The sequence below is a fragment of the Rhodopseudomonas sp. P2A-2r genome (genome assembly GCF_026015985.1).
Taxonomy (GTDB): domain Bacteria; phylum Pseudomonadota; class Alphaproteobacteria; order Rhizobiales; family Xanthobacteraceae; genus Tardiphaga.
On sequence record NZ_CP110389.1, the window covers coordinates 4,640,844 to 4,661,136 of the forward strand.

A 20,293-nucleotide genomic window follows, 5' to 3' on the forward strand; every position below is an offset into this window, starting at 1 on the left:
CACAATTCTCAATTACTTAAAAGAGAAGTGCGCTATATGGATGCCGGGGAAACGAGGCTCAAAGAGCGCTGAAGCTGAGCCACTGGGGACGCCGGGTTACCAATAGCCATGTCATCCATTACGACTTCGGCCATCGACACGCCGCTGCGGCGCTCGATGGAACGGACTTGCGACGACCTTGCCATGCTGACGCTGGCCGTTGTCGGCATCATCGCGGGCTTTACCTTCCGCGACTATGGCCTCGGGTGGGACGATTATACCCACGCTGAATATGCCGACCTGCTGTTGAAGATGTACGGATCCGGTTTCCGGGATACCGGCGCGCTCTCGTTCGCCAACCTCTACATGTACGGCGGCGGTTTCGACATGGCCGCGGCGCTGCTGCACAAGATCATTCCGCTGGAGCTGTTCGAGACCAGGCGCCTGCTCGGCGCCATCGTCGGCGTCATCGGCCTCGCCGTCACCTGGCGCCTCGGCCGCCGCGTCGGCGGTGCGGCGGGCGGGCTGGCGACGCTTTTGCTGCTCGCGTTGTGCCCGACGTTTTACGGCCACATGTTCATGAACCCCAAGGATGCGCCCTTCGCCGTGGCGATGGTCATCCTGATGCTCGGGCTTGTCCGGCTGGCGGAAGAGTATCCGAAGCCGTCGCCGCGCACGATCCTGATCGTCGGTCTCGGCGCCGGCGCCTCGATCGGCTGTCGCATCCTCGGCGGGCTGGCGCTGGTCTACGCGCTGATCGGCTTCATTCCGCTGCTGCTGGAAGAACTGCGCAGCCACGGCCTGCGAAACGCCGCGCGCCGCTTCCTTCACATGCTTTACGTGCTGTTGCCCGGCCTCGCCTTCGGCTACCTGGTGATGGGCCTGATCTGGCCGTGGTCGATCCTCGAGCCGGCCAATCCGTTTCATGCCCTGAGCTACTTCTCCGCCTTTTTCGAAAAGCCGTGGAAGGAAATGTTCGACGGCGCGATGATCTCGGTGCCGGACATGCCGTGGTCGTATCTGCCGACCCTGTTTGCGCTTCAGCTTCCCGAAGTGCTGCTGTTCCTGACGCTCGGCGGCGTGGTGATGACAATCCTGTCGCTGTCGCGCGACAGCGTGCCGGCGCGGCGCAAGACCATTCTGTTGATGCTGACCATGGCCGCGATGCTGCCGTTGTTGATCGCGATGGTGAAACGCCCTGCCCTGTACAATGGCATTCGGCATTTCATCTTCGTGATCCCGCCGATGACCGTGCTGGCCGGCGCCGCCTTCGCCTGGGGCATGGACTGGCTGCGCATCAACCACCGCGGCGCACAGGCCGCCGCCGTCGCCGTGTTCGCGTTCGGTCTGGCGTTGCCGGCGGCCGAGATGATCCGCCTGCATCCCTACCAATACACCCACTTCAACTACATCGCCGGCACCGTGCGCCAGGCCGACTCGCTGTTCATGCTGGACTACTGGGGCCTGGCTCTGAAGCAGGCGTCCGACGCGCTGAAGGAAGAGATCATCGAGCGGCAGGAACACCCGCCCGCCGGCCGCAAGTGGAAAGTCGCGGTGTGCGGCCCGCAGCGCCCGGCGCAGGTCGCACTCGGTCCCGACTTCACCATCGGCTGGGACAGCCACGCCGCCGACTTCGCCATGACGCTCGGCGAATTCTACTGCAAGGGCCTGACCGCGCCGGTGATCGCCGAGATCAAGCGCGACGACGTGGTGTTCGCCCGCGTCTACGACATCCGCGGCAGCAGCATTTCCAGCCTGCTGGCGATCCCGGCGCCGTAGGCGACCCTGCGATCGTCTGCACGGTGCGTCAGGCGTCGCGCGTCTTCAGCGCTCCGCCCAAGTTGCCGGGCGGCCACAACGGATCAAGTGCGAACGACATCGGCTACGCCGGTCCGCGCTTCGGTCATGCGGCCGCTCGACATCGTACCTAGCGCGATGCCGCAGAGAATCATCGCCATCGCCAACAGCAGCGAAAGGCTGACGGATTCACCGAGCAGCAGCGCCGACGCCGCGACGCCCATGACCGGCGTGGCGAGCAGGCCCAGCGACGTGACGGTGGCCGGCAGGCTGCGGTTGATCAAGACCATGGCCCAGTGCGCGAGCGCGGTGCCGACGATTCCGGCAAACAGGAACAGGCCGGCAAGCTCACGGGTCCAGACGATGCCGCTCGGCGGGCCATCCTGCAGCCACGCGATCGCCCCCAGCAGCAAAGTGGCAAGCAATGCCTGCCAGAAGACCAGCTGGAACGGCGTCGATACCCAGCGATGGCTGCGCACATAGACGATGTTGGCGGCCCAGCACAATGCCGCGAGCAGCAACAACCCGTTGCCGAGCAGCGCGCGGCGGTCGTGCCAGTCGAACGCCAGCGGATTGAACATCCAGGCGATGCCCGCCATGCCCAGCGCTATCCCCACCAGCCGTTGCGGCGTCGTCGGTTCGCGCAAAAGCAGCCATGCTGCGGGCGCGACCCACAGCGGCGTGGTGTAGCCCAGCACGATGGAGCGGCCGACCGCCACCGATTGCAGGCCGAAGCCGACCAGCACCGAGAAGGCGCCCATATGCAGGACCGCGACAGCGACGATCACCGGGACGCCGCCGCGGCGCGGGACGATCAGTTGGCCGCGCAGCAGCAGCACGACAAACAATGTCACCGTAGCGATCCCGGAGCGGATCGCGACCGACCACAGCGGCGATACGCTCTGCACGAGGGCTTTCGTCACGACCCAGTTCAGCCCCCACGCCACGACAACGAACGCGAACAGCAGCAGCGCCGCTCGGCGCGAGAGAAAATGTGAGGTCATCGTTCGATCGCTTTCTGGTGCCCGCGGCACTCGACATGCGATCCACCCTAGGATCTACTGGCCTTCACGAAAGATCCATTTTGCGAAATATGACTGAGCCAGTTGGATGAACGAAGTTCTCGCAGGGCTGGTCGATGTCGAACGCACGGACGGCGGCGTGACGCTGACCCGGCAGCTCTACGACCAGTTGCGCGCGACGATGCTGAGCGGCGCGTGGCCACCGGACCATCGCCTGCCGTCGAGCCGCGACCTGGCACGCCAGCTCGGCGTCTCCCGCAACACCGTGTCGGGGGTCATCGACCAACTGGCCATGGAAGGCTATCTCGACGTCGCGCAGGGCCGCCGTCCCACCGTCGCCGCGAGCGCCGCTACCAAGCTCGTTGGCGGCAACGCCGTGGCGCGCCATGCCCGGAAGCCGCGGTATACCTCCCGATGGGCCGAGCGGCTGCGAAAGGCCGACTGGCCGTTCCAGGAAGGCCCGGCGCGACCGCTGGCGCCGGCCCACGCCGATGCAAGGACGTTTCCCCACGATGTCTGGGCGCGCTGCCTGCGCCGCGCCGCGCGGCATGCCCCGCGGGCGCCGCGGCGCTCAACCGTATGTCGCTGCGCGCCGCCCTGCTCCGCCATCTGGTCGAGCATCGCGGGGTGCACGCCGAGGCGCGACAGATCATCATCCTGCCATCCGCCCAGTCTGCGATCGAACTGACGGCACGGATGCTGCTCAATGCCGGTGACATCGCCTGGGTGGAGAGCCCCGGCTATGGCGGCGCGCGCGCTGCAATGGAAGCTGCCGGCGCCGAGGTGCGCGGCGTGCCGCTGGATCGCAACGGCCTCGCATGGAATGGCCGCCGCGACCGGCCGCGGCTGATTTTCGTCACGCCTTCGCATCAGCATCCCACCGGTCGGCTGATGCCGATCAACCGTCGGCGCGAACTGCTACGCTTCGCCGATGAGGCCGGCGCTACTGTGATCGAGGACGACTACGACAGCGAGATCCACTATGACGGCCGGCCGGTCGCGGCGCTTCAGGGCCTCGACGCCACCGGCCGCGTGTTCTACGTCGGCACCTTCTCGAAATCGACCTTTGCGGATATCCGCTGCGGCTATGTGATCGTGCCGCCCGATCTGGCCGAGTTGTTCGAGACAGCGCAGCGCCACAGCGGCCAGATCATGCCGGCGCCGGTGCAGGATGCCTTGGCCGAGTTCATCGACGACGGTCACTTCGCCGCGCACATTCGCAAGATGACGCGCATCTACCGCGCCCGGCGCGACCGGCTGGTGCAGGCGCTCTCGGCCGCCGCCGGCGCGCATCTCACCCTTGAGCCGCCGGCCGAGGGCGTCCAGTTGCTGGCGCATCTCGATGCCCGGCTCGACGATCGCACGGTCGCCGCGCGCCTGGCCGCAGCCGGCGTCACCGCCCGGCCGCTGTCGCCGCACTTCACGGGTGCGATCGGCGGCCAGGGTCTGTTCCTCGGCTTTGCCGCCTGGAACGAGCCGGAGATCGACGCTGCCGCCGCGACCATCGGCCGGGTGCTCGGGGACATGAGCGGACCCGCGGGGAAACGCCGACGAAAAGCATGACTGGCCCGCGAAGCGGCTGGCTTGCTGCCCCGCAGGAGCCGGACTAGGCTTTGGTCAACGGTCACAAGCAATCATCGGGAGAAATCGGCATGTCACCAGCAGAAGCGCGCCTCAAGGAAGTGCCATCCGACATGACCGAGGCCGAATGGACCCAGCGCGTCAATCTGGCCGCGGCGTATCGGCTGGTGGCCTATTACGGCTGGGACGACTTGGTCGACACCCACATCTCGGCTCGCGTCCCCGGCCCGGAGCATCACTTCCTGATCAATCCCTACGGCCTGATGTTCGACGAAATCACCGCCTCCAGCCTGGTCAAGATCGACCTGCACGGCAACCAGCTGACCGAGAGCGACTACAGCATCAACCCGGCCGGCTTCACCATCCACTCGGCCATCCATGAGGTCCGCGAGGACGCCGGCTGTGTCATGCATCTGCACACGCCGGATGGCACCGCGGTCGCGAGTTGCCTGGAAGGCCTGCAGCCGCTGAACCAGACCGCTCAGCTGGTCACCCACGATCTCGCTTATCACGACTATGAAGGCATCGCGCTCGACCATGACGAACGCCCGCGCCTGCAGAAGGATCTGGGCGAGCACAACTTCATGCTGTTGCGCAACCACGGCACCCTGACCGTCGGCCGCTCGGTGGCCTCTGCATTCGAGCGCATGTTCCATCTGGAACGCGCCTGCACCATGCAGGTGCGCACCCGGATGCTGGGTCCGGTCGCCTATCCGGTCGACCAGGCGGTCATCGACAAGAACACCCAGGTGGTGTCGAATCCCGACCGCGCCGAATTGCGGTCCACCCGGCTGGTCTGGCCGCCGCTGTTGCGCAAGCTCGACCGCCTCGATCCCTCTTACAAGAACTGATTTTTCAGCTATAGTGGTCCCACAAACCTCTGCACTGAATCAAAACGCCGTCCAATTCCGGACGGCGTTTTTATTTTTGGAACGAGCTCCCGCGGACGAGATTTTACGGGCGCATGAACATGAAGTTGGTTTCCGGGTCGCAATTGTCGGCGACAAAACGAAGCTCCGACTGCACGTCGGGCACCGGCCGGGTCTCAAGGTACTTGCCGACGACCAGACTCAGCAGCGCGCGGCAGGTGCTGTCGGAATCCACGCCCTCCGCATGTGCCTGGCTCATCGCCGCGAAAAAATGCAGTTTTGCGATTTCGGTTGCTGTCATCCGGGCTTCCTCTGCTGCATTTCTGTCACGAAGGCGCGGAGATGTCTTGATCTGAGTCAAGATGATCCGCCGAGCGCCTGGAGGCGCAAACTTCTCAACTGTCGTCACCCGGCCTGCGCGCAATTGCGCGCCAGGACCGGGTGACCCAGTAGACGCCGGCCTGAGTATACTGGATCGCCCGGTCAAGCCGGGCGACAACAGCAACAATTACTGCTCGCTCTTTCTTGAAGAACGCCGTTACTTCTTTCCCTCCGCGAACGCCGCGAGAATGCGCGCCCACGAACGGATGCCCTTGTGGAAACTTTTCAGGTCGTACTTCTCGTTCGGCGAATGGATGTTGTCGTCGTCGAGCCCGAAACCGACCAGCACAGTGTCGAGGCCCAGCGTGCGCTTGAAGTCGGCGACGATCGGGATCGAGGCGCCCGAGGCGATCAGCAGTGCATCCTTGCCCCACTCGTCGGTCAGCGCCGCCTTCGCCGCGGCGAGCGGTTTCATGTTCCAGTCGAGCGCGATCGCCGGCGCGTTGGAGTGATCGAGAAATTCCGCGGTGCAGTCGCCCGGCAGACGCGCCAGCACATAGGCGCGGAATGCATCGCGGACCTTGACGGGATCCTGGCCCTCGACGATGCGGAACGAGACTTTTGCTGAAGCGTGCGACGCGATCACCGTCTTGGAGCCCTCGCCGGTGTAGCCGCCGACGATGCCGTTGATGTCGCAGGTCGGCCGCGACGAAATCTGCTCGATCAGTTCGCGGTCCTTTTCTCCGGCTGGGATCGACAGCCCGATCGGCTTCAGGAATGTCTCGGCGGTGAGGCCCAGCTTCTTCCACTGCGCCAGGATCTCCGGCGGCAGATCCTTCACGCCATCGTAGTAGCCGGGGATGGTGATGCGGCCGTTGTCGTCGTGCAGCCCGCCGAGAATCCGCGTCAGCACCCGGATCGGATTCTGCGCGCCGCCGCCATAGATGCCGGAATGCAGGTCGCGGTTGGCGGCGGTGATCTTCACTTCTTCATAGACGAGGCCGCGCAGCGCCGTGGTGATCGCCGGCGTGTCGGAATCCCACATGCCGGTATCGCAGACCACGGCGAAATCGGCGGCAAGATCTTTCTTGTTGGCCTCGAGGAAGGGCACAAAATTCTTCGAGCCGACTTCCTCCTCGCCCTCGATGCAGATGGTGAGATCGACCGGCAACGCCCCAGTCACCTTCACCCAGGCGCGGCAGGCTTCCACGAAGGTGGAGAGCTGCCCCTTGTCGTCCTGCGCGCCGCGCGCGACGATGATGTCGCGACCGTCGGCATGCTTGGTCACCACCGGCTCGAACGGCGGGCGGTTCCAGAGATTCAACGGGTCGACCGGCTGCACGTCGTAATGGCCGTAGAACAGGATATGCGGCCGCGTGCCGGTGTTCCCCTTGGCCGTGGCGACGATCGCCGGATGTCCGGCGGTCGGCCGCACTTCGGCGTCGAAGCCAAGCGAGGCGATGTCCGCGGCGAGATGTTCGGCCGCCTTCTTGCAGTCGTCGGTGAAGGCAGGATCGGCCGAGATCGACTTGATCCGCAGCAGCGCGAACAGCCGCTCCAGGCTCTGGTCGAAATCGGCATCGATGCGATCGAGGACAGGCTGCAGTTGCGACGTGCTGGACATCAGATCTTCCTCAGGCGGGGCGTGAACCTTTTGACGCGTCGACGAGTGTCGACGCAGGCGCATGATGCATATGCCAGATCAATCCGGCAACAATGAGCGCGGTGGCGGCGAGGTTGTTACCCCACGCCTGCAGCATGGTCGGGAACAGCGGCAGCGACAGCGCCATCAGCGCCCCCGCCAGACCGAGCAGTGTCCACGTTCCCGTGCGCACCGCGGGCCGCGCGTCGAACGCGGCGCGATGCATCAGCACCGTCAGCGGCAGGAACAGCCAGATGAAGTAATATTGCCGCGACAATGGCGAGGCCACCGTCATCAGGCAGAACAGGATGCCGAGCTCTTCCGCCGTCGATCGCGGCGTCATTCTGTTGCGCGCGGGGATGACTAGGATGAAGCCAAGCCCGATCAGTCCGGCCACCGCCAGCACGATCCAGTTCGCGGTCTTGTAGTCGACCGAGACCACGTTCATGTAACCGGGCTGTTTCTGGGGTTCGTCCATGTAATAGTTGATCGGCCGCACCAGACGGTGCGTCACCGCGATCAGCGACTGGTTGACCCACGACCAGTTCTGCTCGTCGCGCTGGCCAAATCCCTTCTCGGAACTGGAGCCGACCATTGCGGAGAACCAGGTCTTGAGCTCGGCAGCGTTGCGCTCGAAACCGCGCACCGGCGCCGGCACCACATACAAGAGCAGCAAGGTGCAGACGATCATGCTCGCGGACGCGGCCCATCGGCGACGCCACAGCAGATAGGGCAGCACCGCGACCGGAAACACCTTGATGGCGGTGGCCAGCGCGAACATGCCCCCGCCCCACACCGGCCGGCCCTTCTGCATCAGCCAGAAGCCGAGCAGCATCAGCGCCAGCAGCACGAGGTTGGGCTGGCCGAGATCGTATTGATCGAACACGAAGGTAATGGTGGCGAAGCCCGGCAGCGCCATCAGCCATGGCCCCGGGATTTTTCGGAGCCGGTCATCGCGTTGCTGAGCTGGCTGGTCAGGGCCCAGGCCACCGAGTTCAGAATCGAGAGCGCGAGATAGAACGGAATCTTGCCGAAGAAGGTCGGGATCGCCAGCATGATCGCGGGCGGCGGCGGATAGATGAAATCCAGCGTACCGCGTGTCAGCCGCGTATAGAGATCGCCGCCGTGCAGCACCTGCTGGCCGGCCCAGAACCACAGCGAATAGTCCTTGGTCTTGCCGGCGCCGAAGATCTCCGGGACCAACACGTCTGCCGTCAGCAGCAGGCAGGTGAACAAAAACAGGACATCCAGCGGACGCCGCAAAGATGGCCATCTCAGCACAAGCGGTTCTCACGGTTTTGGCAGCAGCAGGTTCGCGCTTGGTAGCAGCATTGGAAATCGGCTGCAATTGACCGCTGCCGGCGCCCGCGCCGCGACCTTATCGGGGCTTCACACCCTCAATGGGGCACGATTTCCACGATATTGGCGCCGCTCTTGTCCCTGATGGCGGCATGGGCGACGAAGCGGAGATCCGGCCTGCCGGCCGACAGCGCCGCCACGTCCGCCGGCGTCAGCAGCGCGAGCGCCGGCGCCGTCAGCTGGCCGATCTGTGCCAGCGAGACGACCCGCACCGGCGCCGCCACATGGGCCAGGATATTGACGTTGGCTACGTCGCTGCTCACGTAAAGCGTGCCGGGCCGCAGCGTCCGCACCGCCTCGATGGTTTGCGCCGCGATCGTGGCTTGCCGGAACGCATCCGGCGCCAACGGCATGGCGATCCAGCCAAGCAGGATCAGATAGCTGGAGATCGCGATCACCACCGTATTGCCGGCACCGATCAGCCGCGGATGGCTGCTCCACCACCTGTCGTAAAGGATGCCGCCGAGTACCGCGAGCGCCAGATTGGCCGGCATCGCATAGCGTGTCGCCACCCCGCCCGGCCACGCCAGCAGTGCCAGCGTGCCGACGCCGGCATACAGCACGACGGCTAGCACAAGGTCGTTGTCGCGAAGGTCTTGCTTGCGCGCCAGCGCCACGATCGCCGGGCCGAGCAGCAGCGAGCCCGGCAGCCATTCCACGAAGATGCTGACGATGAAGTCGAGATGATCGCGCAGCCATCGCCCCATCCCCATGCCTTCGGCCAGCCGCGAATGATTGCGCCAGGCCGCGAGATCGCCGGGCTGCATCACGGCAAAATACCAGGCGCCGACGAGAATCGCGGCCACCGCATTGGCAATGATGAAGCCGGGCATGTCGCGCCAGCGCCGCCGGATCAGCAGATAGGCACCAACGCCCAGCGTGAAATAGGCGATCGGCTGCGGCCCCTTGGTCAGCCCCGCGGCCGCGAGCAGCAGGCCGACCAGCAGCCAGCGCGGGAACGAGACTGCTCCCCTCTCGGATCCTCTCCACCAGACGAGGAAAGCGGCGAACAGCAGCGCCGAGAGCATGACATCGGGCTCGGCGGTGACGAATTTCTGCCCGACCATGGAACAGGCGAACCAGCACAGCGCGCCGAACACCGCCGGCGGCGTGCGCGTCAGCGGGCGCACCAGGTTGAACACCATCAGCCCGCCCGCGAGCAGGAACAGCAGATGCGGGACGCGGGCGCTCCACAGCGTCACGCCGCCGAACGGCCAGCTCAGCGCCGCCGCGATCCACGACAGCAGCACCGGTCGCTCGACGAAACGGTTGCCGTAGAGATGCGGCGCCAGCCAGTTGCCGTCCTCGAACGCGCCCCGCGCCAGCCCGATCACCGTGCCTTCCTCGTAATGCGCGCCACGCAGCGCCACCGCAGGAAAAGCGAACACCGCCCACAGCAATACCACCCAGACCCAGCCCGGAATGTCGAGGCTGCGCAGCCGCGCCACTTGCGCGAGAAACCAGCCATAGGCGACGTCGGTGATCGGCGCCGTCGAATTCGATTGTCGATCCATCAATTGCTTCCAATGAGAGCGTTCCCGGCCTTCGGGACGGGAGGGACGAACCCTATCGCTTCAGGATCCCGCCGAGTGTGCCGCGCACGATCTCGCGGCCGATCGAACTGCCCAGCGAACCGCCCACCGACTTGCCGACGCTGGCTGCGATGCCGCCAACAACCTGGTTGCTGACGGAGCGCGCGACATTGCGCGCAATCACCTGTCCGGTCGACAGTTTGCCACGTGAAACACCGGTGCCGAAAATGCTGCCGACGATGGAGCCAAGCTGGCCGAGGATGCCACCGCCTGACGCGCCTGCGGTCGCCGCGGTACCGGCGATGCGCTTTTGCAGAACCTCATAGGCGGATTCGGAGTCGATGGTGGTGTCGTACTTGCCCTTCACCGGGCTCGCCGCCATGATCGCCTTGCGCTCCTCCGGCGTGACCGGCCCGATCCGTGCTGAAGGCGGCCGCACCATCACCCGCTCAACCATGGCTGGCGTGCCGTTACCTTCCAGGAACGACACCAGCGCCTCGCCCTTGCCGAGTTGGGTAATGACGGCAGCGGTATCCAGCTTGGGATTGGGACGGAAGGTCTGTGCTGCGGCTTGCACCGCCTTCTGGTCGCGCGGGGTGAAGGCGCGCAGCGCGTGCTGGACCCGGTTACCGAGCTGCGCCAGCACCTTGTCGGGGACGTCGATCGGATTTTGCGTCACGAAGTAGACGCCGACGCCCTTGGAGCGGATCAGCCGCACCACCTGTTCGATCTTGTCCATCAGCGCCTTGGGCGCATCGTTGAACAACAGGTGCGCCTCGTCGAAGAAGAACACCAGTTTCGGCTTCGGCGGGTCACCCGCTTCAGGCAATTCCTCGAACAGCTCCGACAGCATCCACAGCAGGAAGGTGGCGTAGAGCTGCGGGCTCTGCATCAACTTGTCGGCGACCAGGATATTGATCATGCCGCGCCCGTCGCGGTCGGTACGCATGAAGTCCTTCAACTGCAGTGCCGGCTCTCCGAAGAACTTGTCCGCACCCTGGTTCTCCAGCACCAGCAGCTGGCGCTGGATCGTCCCGATGGTCTGCTTGGAGACGTTGCCATACTGCGTCGTCAGTTCGGATGCGTGTTCAGCCACATATGACAGGATCGCCCGCAGGTCCTTCATGTCCATCAGCAGCAGGCCCTGCTCGTCGGCAACCCGGAATGCGATGTTCAATACGCCTTCCTGGACCTCGTTGAGATCCATCATCCGGCTCAGCAAGAGCGGCCCCATTTCCGAAACGGTGGCGCGGACCGGATGGCCCTGCTCGCCGAAGACATCCCAGAAAATCGTCGAGAACTGGTCCGGCTGGAACGTCAACGCCATTTCCTTGGCGCGGGCGAGGATGAAATCCTTGCCCTCTCCCGCTTCGGCAATGCCGGACAGGTCGCCCTTGATGTCGGCGGCAAAAACAGGAACGCCGGCGCGGGCAAATCCTTCAGCCATCACCTGCAGCGACACGGTTTTTCCCGTTCCCGTCGCACCGGTCACGAGGCCATGGCGATTGGCGAGGCCAAGCGTCAGCCAGGCCGGCTGCTCGCCCTTGCCGATGAAGATCTTGTCGTCAGTATCCCCGGTGCCGGTTCCCATGGTCGGTATCGCCTCTTCACGCGCAGGAAGGAGAATATCTCAACCGCGCAATGTGATTCATCGTCGCAATCCCGACAGCTTATGGCATCTTGACGGTCGATTGAAACGTTCAAAGCGCGCGGCTGCCGCACCGCAAGACAAAAATCGAGCGCCCCATTGACGGACGTCAATACGGCCGACCACGTAGCGCGATAGAATAAAATTGACGAGACGTTCATATTTGATCTTGCATTGATGCAACACTCATCGCGTGATTGAAATCGGCGTCGGCGTTTCCACCCGCCTACGCTTGTAATTCGGATCACAGCGGCTCAAGATCATTCCGGAATTCAAAAACACCGGCGAAAAGCCGGCAGAGGCGGGGCGCAATGGACGAGTTGATCGAACAGCTGGCCACCAAGGTCGGCATAGACAAGGCTGTGGCTGAGAAGACCATCGGCATCATCCTGGGCTTCCTTCGCAACGAAGGGCCTTCCACTCAGGTCCAGGCGCTGATCGACAAGATCCCCGGTGCGGAAGCGGCGATTGAATCCTCCGGCACGTCCGGCGGGCTCGGCGGATTGATGGGCGGCGGCCTGATGGCGCTTGGCAGCAAGCTGATGGGCCTCGGCCTCGGCATGGGCGAAATCCAGAGCGTCGCCCGTGAACTTTTCAAATTCGGTCGCGACAAAATCGGGGCGGATCAGATGGGCGAGATCATCGCCGGGACGCCCGGTCTCAGCCAGTTCGCTTAAGCACCTTCATTTTTCTGAGTACCATGACATATCCCATCTCCAAGATTGACGGCCTGACGGCCTTCGCAGCGTCCAAACTGAAATCCGCCGGCATTCGCACCATGGAAGGTCTGCTTGAGGCCGCCCACACCGCGAAAGGCCGAAAGGAGCTTTCGGCCAAGACCGGATTCAGCGAGCAGCAGTTGCTGGAATGGGCCAACCTTGCGGACTACCTGCGGATTCCCGGGATGGGCAAGGCAAAGGCTGAATTGTTGCGGGCCTCGGGCGTCAATACCGTGCGCGAACTCACGCATCGCAATCCCGTCCGCCTGGCCCAGGCCATGAAAGAGGCCAATGACAAGCGCAAGCTCGTCCAGGTGATGCCGTCGGAAAAGTCAGTCGGACAGCTGATCGAGAAGGCACGCAGCCTGCCGCTGAAGATCACCTATTGAGCCCGTCTCGATCTTCCCGTGCGTGGCGGCCCCGCGGCCTCAAGTCCGCCAGCCAGATCCATCTGACCTGACGCATGCAGCCGCAACGCCACAGGTTTTACGAGGACATGCTGGCGCTACTGACCGGCACGCTGCTGGTGTCGCTCGGCATCAGCCTGTACTCGAAGGCCATGCTGATCACGGGCAGTTCGGCTGGCATCGCCTTGCTCCTGCAATACGCGACCGGCTTCGGGTTCGGCACGGTCTTCTTCGCGGTCACCATTCCCTTCTATTATCTCGCCATCAAGCGCATGGGCTGGCCCTTCACGATCAGGACCTTCATCGCGGTGCTGCTGGTGTCGGTATTTTCGCGGCTGACGCCGCTGTGGATTGGCTATTCGATGCTGCAGCCGCTCTATGCTGCGGTGATCGGCGGCGCGCTGATGGGCGTCGGCATGCTGATCCTGTTTCGCCATCGCACCGGGCTCGGCGGCATGAATATCCTGGCGCTCTACCTGCAGGACCACTATGGCATTCGGGCCGGCTATTTTCAGCTCGCCGTCGATGTCGTGATCATGCTGCTGGCCCTTTTCATCCTCGATCTCCAGCAGGTCATTTTGTCAGCGATCGGTGCCGCCGTATTGAACATCATCGTCGGCATGAACCACCGCCCCGGCCGCTATATTGGCATCAGTTGACGCCTGTTCTGCGGCTTGACTCTGCCTATCGGACCGCGCAAAGCCACCGCATGATCGCGCCCCATTCAAGACCCGCGGCCCTGCCAGAACACCACCCCGCGTTGCAGGCGTTCCTGTCGCAGGCGGTCCCGGCGGTGATGGGTGTGCTCAACGTGACGCCGGATTCGTTCTCCGACGGCGGTCACTTTACGGCGCCCGAACAGGCGCTGGCGCAGGCCCGGCGGATGATCGCCGAGGGTGCGGAGATCATCGACCTCGGCGCGGAGTCGACGCGGCCCTACGGGTCACAACCGATTTCGGCGGACGAAGAGTTGCAGCGCCTGCGGCCGGTGCTCGGCGATGTCGTTGCGCTCGGTGTGCCAGTCTCCGTCGACAGCATGAAGGCCAGCGTGATCGCCTGGGCGCTCGGCGCTGGCGCAAGCATTGCCAACGATGTCTGGGGCCTGCACCGCGATCCCGACATGGCGCGCGTCGTCGCCGAACATGGCGCGCCGGTAGTGGTGATGCACAACCGCGACACCGTCGACCCGACCATCGACATCATCAAGGATATCTTAGCGTTTTTTGCACGCTCGCTGGAGATCGCGGCAAAGGCCGGCATCCCCGGCGGGCATATCGTGCTCGATCCCGGCATCGGCTTCGGCAAGACGCCGGAGCAGAGCATGACGGTGCTGGCGCGCCTCGGCGAATTGCAGAGCTTCGGCCTGCCACTGCTGGTCGGCGCGTCGCGCAAGAAATTCATCAGCACCGTGACGCCTTCCGAACCGCAGCAGCGGCTCGGCGGTTCGATCGCGGCGCACCTGCTCGCCACGCAGCGCGGCGCCAGGATCATCCGCGCCCATGACGTGGCGGAAACCGTGCAGGCGCTGCGCGTGGCTGCGGCAATCGAGGAGTTCCGATGAGCGACATCATCTTCATCAAGGGCGTTTCGGTCCATGCCCATCACGGCATTCTCGACTACGAAGGCGTGGTCGGGCAGCGCTTCGTCATCGACATCGAACTGACCGCGGACATCGCCGTCGCCTCGCACAGCGATCGCCTCAGTGACACCGTCTCCTACGCCAACGTGGTGGCGACCGCGATCGCCGCCTTCAAGGACGTCAATTACAAGCTGGTCGAACGCGCCGCCGGTGCCGTCGCCGATGCCGTGCTGGCGCAATTCCCGAAGGTCACCGCCATCAAGGTCACCGTGCACAAGCCGCATGCGCCGATCGCTGCGATCTTCGATGATGTCGGGGTCGTCATCAATCGCGTCAGGTCGTAGCCGTGGCCAGCGTACTGATCGCGCTCGGCGGCAATGTCGGCGACGTCCGCGCCACCTTCCAGAAAGCCATCGCCAATATCTGCGGCATGACGCAAGCCGCCTTGCTGGCGCGCTCCGCCGACTACGCGACGCCGCCGTGGGGCGACGAACAGCAGGCGCGCTTCATCAATGCCTGCATCGAGATAGAGACTGAACTCGACCCACACGCTTTGCTGTTCACGCTGCATCGGATCGAACACAAATTCGGCCGCGACCGGCTCAAGGAGCGGCACTGGGGACCGCGTCCGCTCGACCTCGATCTGCTGGCCTACGACGACTTCAGCATCGCCAAGCCGGAGCTGATGCTGCCGCATCCGCGCATGTTCGAGCGCGCCTTCGTGCTGGTGCCGCTGGCGGAGATCGCGCCGGACCGTGTCATCGCCGGCAAGACCGCACGCACCGCGCTGGCGGGGCTGTCGACCGACGGCATCGAGCGCCTGCCCGACCTCGCCTGACCCCGAAACCGGAACGCTGAACGACGCGGATTCGGTGCGGAATCGATGCGGCAAACCCGCGACCGTTTTGCGGCAGCCGACCCCGCTTTTGCAAACCTCTCGCAATGCCCTGATTTTACGGCAAAACTTCCATTTGGATTTGCCGCCGCCACGTGGCATTTTCCGGGTAACAACGAACATGTCCCCGGGAGCGATATTCCGCGATGCCGACTGCAACTGACGCCCTCACGCTGGCCGCGGATTTCGCGCCGGCCAGCTATGATGACTGGCGCAAGCTGGTCGACGGCGTGCTCAAGGGCGCGCCGTTCGAGAAGCTGGTGAGCAAGACCTATGACGGCCTGAAGATCGCGCCGATCTACGAGCGCGCCCACGGCGCCGCACCGATCGCCGGCCGCGCTGTCGCCGCGCCATGGCAGATCATGCAGCGCATCGACCATCCCGACGCGAAGAAGGCCAACGTCCAGGCGCTGCACGATCTGGAGAACGGCGCCACCGGCCTGACGCTGGTGTTCGGCGCGTCCAACGGCGCGCGTGGCTTCGGGCTGGAGCCGACCGCCGAAACCATCGCCACGGTTCTCGACGGCATCTTCATCGATGCCGGCATCAGTATCGAGCTCAATGTCGGGCCGCAGTCTCGGATGGCCGCGATCCATCTCGCCGAATACATCACGGCGAAAGACATCGATCCCGCCAAATGCAACATCCGCTTCGGCCTCGATCCGCTCGGCGCCTGCGCTGTCTGGGGCTCCAGCGCCTATAACTGGTGGGAGATCGCGCCGGCCATGACCGGCGCGGTGAAGAAGCTCACGGATGCCGGCTTCAAGGGACCGTTCGTGGTCGCCGACGGCCGCGTCATTCACGACGCCGGTGGCTCCGAGGTGCAGGAGCTGGCTTTCGTGCTGGCGACCATGGTCTCCTATCTGCGCGCGCTGGAGGATGCCAACGTCGCGGTCGACGATGCCCGCCGTATGATCTATGCGCGGCTCTCCGCCGATGCCGACCAGTTCCTGACGCTGGCGAAATTCCGCGCGCTGCGGCTGCTGTGGGCGCGGGTCGAGGAAAGCTGCGGGCTCAAGCCGAAGCCGTTGTTCATCGCCGCCGAAACCGCGTGGCGGATGCTGACCCAGCGCGACCCTTACGTGAACATGCTGCGCGCCACGGTGGCAACGTTCTCCGCCGGCCTCGGCGGCGCCAACGCGATCTGCGTGCTGCCGCATACGCTTGCGCTCGGCCTGCCGGATGCCTTTGCCCGCCGCGCCGCGCGCAATACCCAGCTGGTGCTGCTGGAAGAAGCCAACCTCGCCAAGGTGTCCGATCCGGCCGCCGGCGCCGGCGGCATCGAGGCGCTGACCCAGGAGCTGTGCAACGCCGCCTGGGCGCAATTCCAGGACATCGAGAAGAACGGTGGCCTGTTTCAGGCAATCGGCAACAACCTGATCCAGCCCAAGGTGGCGGCGACCCGCGCGGCGCGGCAGGCCAGCATCGCCCGGCGACGCGAAGTGCTGACCGGCGCCAGCGAATTTCCCAATTTGCACGAGCCGCGCGCGACCGTGCTGAAGGCCAAGCCGGTGGAGGCCGCGCCCTACGGCAAGCAGAAGATCAAGTTCAATCCGCTGGAGCCGATCCGGCTGGCCGTGCCGTTCGAAGTCTTGCGCGACAAGTCCGACCATATCCTCGCCCGCAAGGGCGCGCGGCCAAAAGTGTTTCTCGCCAATCTCGGCACGCCAGCCGCCTTCACCGCCCGCGCCGGCTTCGCCAAGAGCCTGTTCGAGACCGGCGGCATCGAGGCGATCGATAGCGACGGCTTCACCGATCCTGCGGTGCTGGCCGAAGCGTTCAAGGCGTCCGGCGCGTCCTTCGCCTGCCTGTGCTCGTCCGACAAGGTCTACGCCGCCCATGCGGCCGCGGCTGCCCGGGCCCTTCAAGCCGCCGGGCCGAAGCATATCTATCTGGCAGGCAAGCCCGGCGAGCAGGAAGCCGCGCTGCGCGATGCCGGCGTGCAGGACTTTGTGTTCGCCGGCGGCGACGCGCTGGCGATGCTGAATGCCGCTTACAGACTGATGGGTTGAACATGGCAGAGGCGCGCGACCCCGTCCTGACCGGTGGCTGCCAGTGCGGCGCGGTGCGCTTCGCCGTCTACGCCGTGCCGACCCGCGTCGCCATCTGCCATTGCCGGATGTGCCAGAAGGCAACCGGCGCGCCGTTCGCCTCCCTGGCCGACATTCCCTTGGAGAATTTTACCTGGACACGCGGCACGCCCGAGACATTTCGCTCGTCCTCGATCGGCGAACGCGATTTCTGCGCCGCCTGCGGCACCCCGCTCAGCTATCGCGAGACCGGCGGGCCCAAGATCGAGATTACCACCGGCGCCTTCGACCGGCCGGATCGCGTGATCCCATCACAGCAGTTCGGCACCGAATCCCGGCTGGGCTGGGTCGCCACCATCACCAACATGCCCAGCAAGAGCACGCTGCAGAACTACGGCGCCGACAAGCTTGGCGGTATTGCCAGTTACCAGCATCCGGATCATGAGTGAGGCACAAGGACGTAGCAAAATGATTGGTCTGCTTTTCGATGTCCTGATGTGGCCTTTCGAGAAAGTGATGAAGAAAGTGCTGTCCAAAGGGCGACCGGATGACCCCGTTTACAAAAAGAACGTTCAGGACTTGATCGAACGCAATCGACGACTTGAGAAATCAGAATGAGCAAGATCCCCGTTTTTGCCCACATCGCCTTCGCGACATCAGCCGCAACCGCTGCGCCATCGCTGGGCGAACCGTGGCTCACGCCCGAAGGCATTCTGGTCAAGCCCGGCTATTCCGAAGCCGATCTCGACGGCATCGATTTTCTCGAGACCTGGCCGGGCATCGCGCCGTTTTTGCGCGGGCCCTACCCGACCATGTATGTCAACCAGCCGTGGACCATCCGGCAATATGCGGGGTTCTCCACCGCGGAAGATTCCAACGCCTTCTATCGTCGCAATCTCGCAGCCGGCCAGAAGGGCCTTTCGGTCGCCTTCGATCTCGCCACCCATCGCGGCTATGACAGCGATCATCCGCGGGTATCGGGCGATGTCGGCATGGCCGGCGTGGCGATCGATTCCATCTACGACATGCGCACGCTGTTCTCCGGCATTCCGCTCGACCAGATGAGCGTGTCGATGACCATGAATGGCGCGGTGCTGCCGATCCTGGCGCTCTATGTCGCCGCCGCCGAAGAACAGGGCGTGCCACCGGAGAAGCTCACCGGAACGATTCAGAACGACATTCTGAAAGAGTTCATGGTGCGCAACACCTACATCTATCCGCCGGCGCCGTCGATGCGGATCATCTCCGACATCTTCGCCTACACCTCGCAGAAGATGCCGAAATACAATTCGATCTCGATATCCGGCTATCACATGCAGGAAGCCGGCGCGACGCAGGACCTCGAGCTGGCCTATACGCTGGCCGACGGCGTCGAATATCTGCGCGCGGGTCTTGCCGCCGGCATCGACGTCGACCGCTTTGCGCCGCGGCTGTCGTTCTTCTGGGCGGTCGGCATGAACTTCTTCATGGAAGTCGCAAAACTGCGCGCGGCGCGACTGCTGTGGGCCAAGCTGCTGACCCAGTTCAATCCGAAGGACCCGAAGTCGCTGAGCCTGCGCACGCACTGCCAGACCTCCGGCTGGTCGCTGACCGCGCAGGACGTCTACAACAACGTCACGCGCACCACCATCGAGGCGATGGCGGCGACGCAGGGCCATACCCAATCGCTGCACACCAATGCGCTCGACGAGGCCCTCGCTTTGCCGACCGACTTCTCCGCGCGCATCGCCCGCAACACCCAGCTGTTCCTGCAGCAGGAGAGCGGCACCAACCGTATCATCGATCCCTGGGGCGGCTCGTATTACGTCGAGCGGCTGACGCAGGAGCTGGCCGCCAAGGCCTGGGGCCATATCCAGGAAGTGGAAGCGCTGGGCGGCATGGCCAAGGCCATCGAGGCCGGCGTGCCCAAGCTGCGCATCGAGGAAGCCTCCGCCAAGACGCAAGCGCGGATCGATGCCGGCCGGCAGTCGGTGATCGGCGTCAACAAGTACAAGCCAGTCGATGAGGCGCCGCTGGATGTGCTCAAGGTGGAGAACTCCACCGTGCGCCGGCTGCAAATCGACAAGCTGGCGCGACTGAAGAAGGAGCGTAGCCAGGCCGACGTCGACGTGGCGCTGACCGCGCTGACGCGTAGCGCGCAAGACGGCAACGGCAATTTGCTGGCGGTGGCCATCGATGCCGCGCGCGCCAAGGCCACCGTCGGCGAAATCTCCGATGCGCTGGAGAAGGTCTACGGCCGGCATCGCGCGGAGATCAAATCCATCACCGGCGTCTACAAGCGGGAGGCCTCCACCATGTCCAATCGCGTCGAGAAGGTGCAGGCGCTGATCGATGCGTTTGAAGACGCCGAGGGCCGCCGCCCGCGCATCCTGGTCGCCAAGATCGGCCAGGACGGCCACGACCGCGGCCAGAAGGTGATCGCCTCCGCCTTCGCAGACATCGGCTTCGACGTCGACATCGGGCCGCTATTCGCCACCGCCGACGAGGCGGCGCGCCAGGCGGTGGAGAACGACGTGCACATCCTCGGCCTGTCGTCGCTGGCGGCAGCGCATCTTACCGCGGTGCCAGAGCTGAAGGCCGCGCTAAAAAGCTCGGCCGTGACGACATCATGATCATCATCGGCGGCGTGGTGCCGCCGCAGGACTACGCCGAACTCTACAAGGCCGGCGCCGAGGCGATCTTCCCGCCCGGCACGGTGATCGCGGATGCGGCAGAGGAACTGATCCACAAGCTCAATGCGCGACTGGGGCACAGCGAGGCGGCAGAGTAGCGCGATGAAGCATGTGACGATTGGGATATTATGCAGGTTCACTTGCTATTCTTGAAATCCTTCGTCGAACGCCGCATCGCTGAATCCGGCAACTGACATGTTGCTAATGCCGCGCCCGTATCCTCCCACTGCACCGGTACTAA

The 20,293-nt window shown here is 64.5% G+C and carries 18 protein-coding genes and 2 pseudogenes; 14 read left to right on the forward strand and 6 right to left on the reverse strand.

Annotated elements, in window-relative coordinates; all coding sequences use genetic code 11:
- The first annotated feature begins 108 nt into the window (after nucleotides 1-108).
- Nucleotides 109-1,758 carry a glycosyltransferase family 39 protein gene (locus tag ONR75_RS22525; RefSeq protein ID WP_265079198.1) on the forward strand — a complete coding sequence of 550 codons (1,650 nt, stop codon included), beginning with the start codon at nucleotides 109-111 and terminating at the stop codon, nucleotides 1,756-1,758.
- A gap of 83 nt (nucleotides 1,759-1,841) precedes the next feature.
- Here ONR75_RS22525 and ONR75_RS22530 read toward each other — a convergent pair whose 3' ends face one another.
- Nucleotides 1,842-2,780, reverse strand: a complete 939-nt coding sequence (locus ONR75_RS22530) for a DMT family transporter (RefSeq protein ID WP_265079199.1) — start codon at nucleotides 2,778-2,780, stop codon at nucleotides 1,842-1,844.
- A 106-nt stretch (nucleotides 2,781-2,886) separates the two neighbouring features.
- Between ONR75_RS22530 and ONR75_RS32540 the strand changes: the two genes are divergently transcribed.
- The 3 genes from ONR75_RS32540 (at nucleotide 2,887) to ONR75_RS22540 (ending at nucleotide 5,230) form a co-directional block, all read left to right on the forward strand.
- On the forward strand, nucleotides 2,887-3,486 hold the full coding sequence (locus ONR75_RS32540) for a GntR family transcriptional regulator (protein ID WP_320109641.1): 600 nt from the start codon (nucleotides 2,887-2,889) through the stop codon (nucleotides 3,484-3,486).
- Nucleotides 3,378-4,361: a PLP-dependent aminotransferase family protein gene (locus ONR75_RS22535; protein WP_320109642.1), complete on the forward strand. Its 984-nt coding sequence runs from the start codon at nucleotides 3,378-3,380 to the stop codon at nucleotides 4,359-4,361. Before ONR75_RS32540 ends, ONR75_RS22535 begins: the two co-directional genes overlap by 109 nt.
- 89 nt (nucleotides 4,362-4,450) lie before the next feature.
- On the forward strand, nucleotides 4,451-5,230 hold the full coding sequence (locus ONR75_RS22540; RefSeq protein ID WP_265079200.1) for a class II aldolase/adducin family protein: 780 nt from the start codon (nucleotides 4,451-4,453) through the stop codon (nucleotides 5,228-5,230).
- Between the two features lie 103 nt (nucleotides 5,231-5,333).
- Here the strand turns inward: ONR75_RS22540 and ONR75_RS22545 are convergent, their stop codons facing one another.
- From ONR75_RS22545 to ONR75_RS22565, 5 genes and pseudogenes are all read right to left on the reverse strand, one after another.
- Complete coding sequence (locus ONR75_RS22545) at nucleotides 5,334-5,549, reverse strand: hypothetical protein (protein ID WP_265079201.1); 216 nt, start codon at nucleotides 5,547-5,549, stop codon at nucleotides 5,334-5,336.
- Nucleotides 5,550-5,786: 237 nt separating this feature from the next.
- Complete coding sequence (locus tag ONR75_RS22550) at nucleotides 5,787-7,193, reverse strand: M20/M25/M40 family metallo-hydrolase (RefSeq protein ID WP_265079202.1); 1,407 nt, start codon at nucleotides 7,191-7,193, stop codon at nucleotides 5,787-5,789.
- A gap of 10 nt (nucleotides 7,194-7,203) precedes the next feature.
- Nucleotides 7,204-8,492: pseudogene (locus ONR75_RS22555) on the reverse strand (glycosyltransferase family 87 protein).
- Nucleotides 8,493-8,608: 116 nt separating this feature from the next.
- The gene (locus ONR75_RS22560; RefSeq protein WP_265079203.1) at nucleotides 8,609-10,084 is read right to left on the reverse strand and encodes an ArnT family glycosyltransferase; all 1,476 of its coding nucleotides are present in this window, start codon (nucleotides 10,082-10,084) and stop codon (nucleotides 8,609-8,611) included.
- 52 nt (nucleotides 10,085-10,136) lie between these two features.
- Nucleotides 10,137-11,693 carry a helicase HerA-like C-terminal domain-containing protein gene (locus ONR75_RS22565; protein ID WP_265079204.1) on the reverse strand — a complete coding sequence of 519 codons (1,557 nt, stop codon included), beginning with the start codon at nucleotides 11,691-11,693 and terminating at the stop codon, nucleotides 10,137-10,139.
- 368 nt (nucleotides 11,694-12,061) lie between these two features.
- Between ONR75_RS22565 and ONR75_RS22570 the strand changes: the two genes are divergently transcribed.
- The 10 genes and pseudogenes from ONR75_RS22570 to scpA all read left to right on the forward strand — a co-directional run bounded on the left by ONR75_RS22570 (nucleotide 12,062) and on the right by scpA (nucleotide 20,150).
- On the forward strand, nucleotides 12,062-12,427 hold the full coding sequence (locus ONR75_RS22570) for a DUF2267 domain-containing protein (protein WP_265079205.1): 366 nt from the start codon (nucleotides 12,062-12,064) through the stop codon (nucleotides 12,425-12,427).
- Between the two features lie 23 nt (nucleotides 12,428-12,450).
- Entirely contained in the window at nucleotides 12,451-12,858 is a 408-nt protein-coding gene (locus ONR75_RS22575; RefSeq protein ID WP_265079206.1) for a DUF4332 domain-containing protein, read from the forward strand.
- A 74-nt stretch (nucleotides 12,859-12,932) separates the two neighbouring features.
- Entirely contained in the window at nucleotides 12,933-13,535 is a 603-nt protein-coding gene (locus ONR75_RS22580) for a YitT family protein (protein WP_265079207.1), read from the forward strand.
- Nucleotides 13,536-13,585: 50 nt separating this feature from the next.
- The gene (folP, locus tag ONR75_RS22585; RefSeq protein ID WP_265079208.1) at nucleotides 13,586-14,437 is read left to right on the forward strand and encodes a dihydropteroate synthase; all 852 of its coding nucleotides are present in this window, start codon (nucleotides 13,586-13,588) and stop codon (nucleotides 14,435-14,437) included.
- Nucleotides 14,434-14,799, forward strand: coding sequence for a dihydroneopterin aldolase (gene folB, locus ONR75_RS22590; protein WP_265079209.1), 366 nt, complete (start codon nucleotides 14,434-14,436; stop codon nucleotides 14,797-14,799). The genes folP and folB overlap by 4 nt, the downstream gene beginning before the upstream one ends.
- 2 nt (nucleotides 14,800-14,801) lie before the next feature.
- Entirely contained in the window at nucleotides 14,802-15,293 is a 492-nt protein-coding gene (gene folK, locus ONR75_RS22595) for a 2-amino-4-hydroxy-6-hydroxymethyldihydropteridine diphosphokinase (RefSeq protein WP_265079210.1), read from the forward strand.
- Nucleotides 15,294-15,496: 203 nt separating this feature from the next.
- The gene (locus ONR75_RS22600) at nucleotides 15,497-17,362 is read left to right on the forward strand and encodes a methylmalonyl-CoA mutase subunit beta (RefSeq protein WP_265079211.1); all 1,866 of its coding nucleotides are present in this window, start codon (nucleotides 15,497-15,499) and stop codon (nucleotides 17,360-17,362) included.
- Between the two features lie 2 nt (nucleotides 17,363-17,364).
- Nucleotides 17,365-17,829 (forward strand): GFA family protein, encoded by a 465-nt coding sequence (locus ONR75_RS22605; protein WP_265079212.1) that lies wholly within the window; start codon nucleotides 17,365-17,367, stop codon nucleotides 17,827-17,829.
- Entirely contained in the window at nucleotides 17,822-17,998 is a 177-nt protein-coding gene (locus tag ONR75_RS22610; RefSeq protein ID WP_265079213.1) for a hypothetical protein, read from the forward strand. The genes ONR75_RS22605 and ONR75_RS22610 overlap by 8 nt, the downstream gene beginning before the upstream one ends.
- Nucleotides 17,995-20,150 (forward strand): annotated as a pseudogene (gene scpA / locus ONR75_RS22615) (methylmalonyl-CoA mutase). Before ONR75_RS22610 ends, scpA begins: the two are co-directional and overlap by 4 nt.
- Nucleotides 20,151-20,293: the final 143 nt, after the last annotated feature.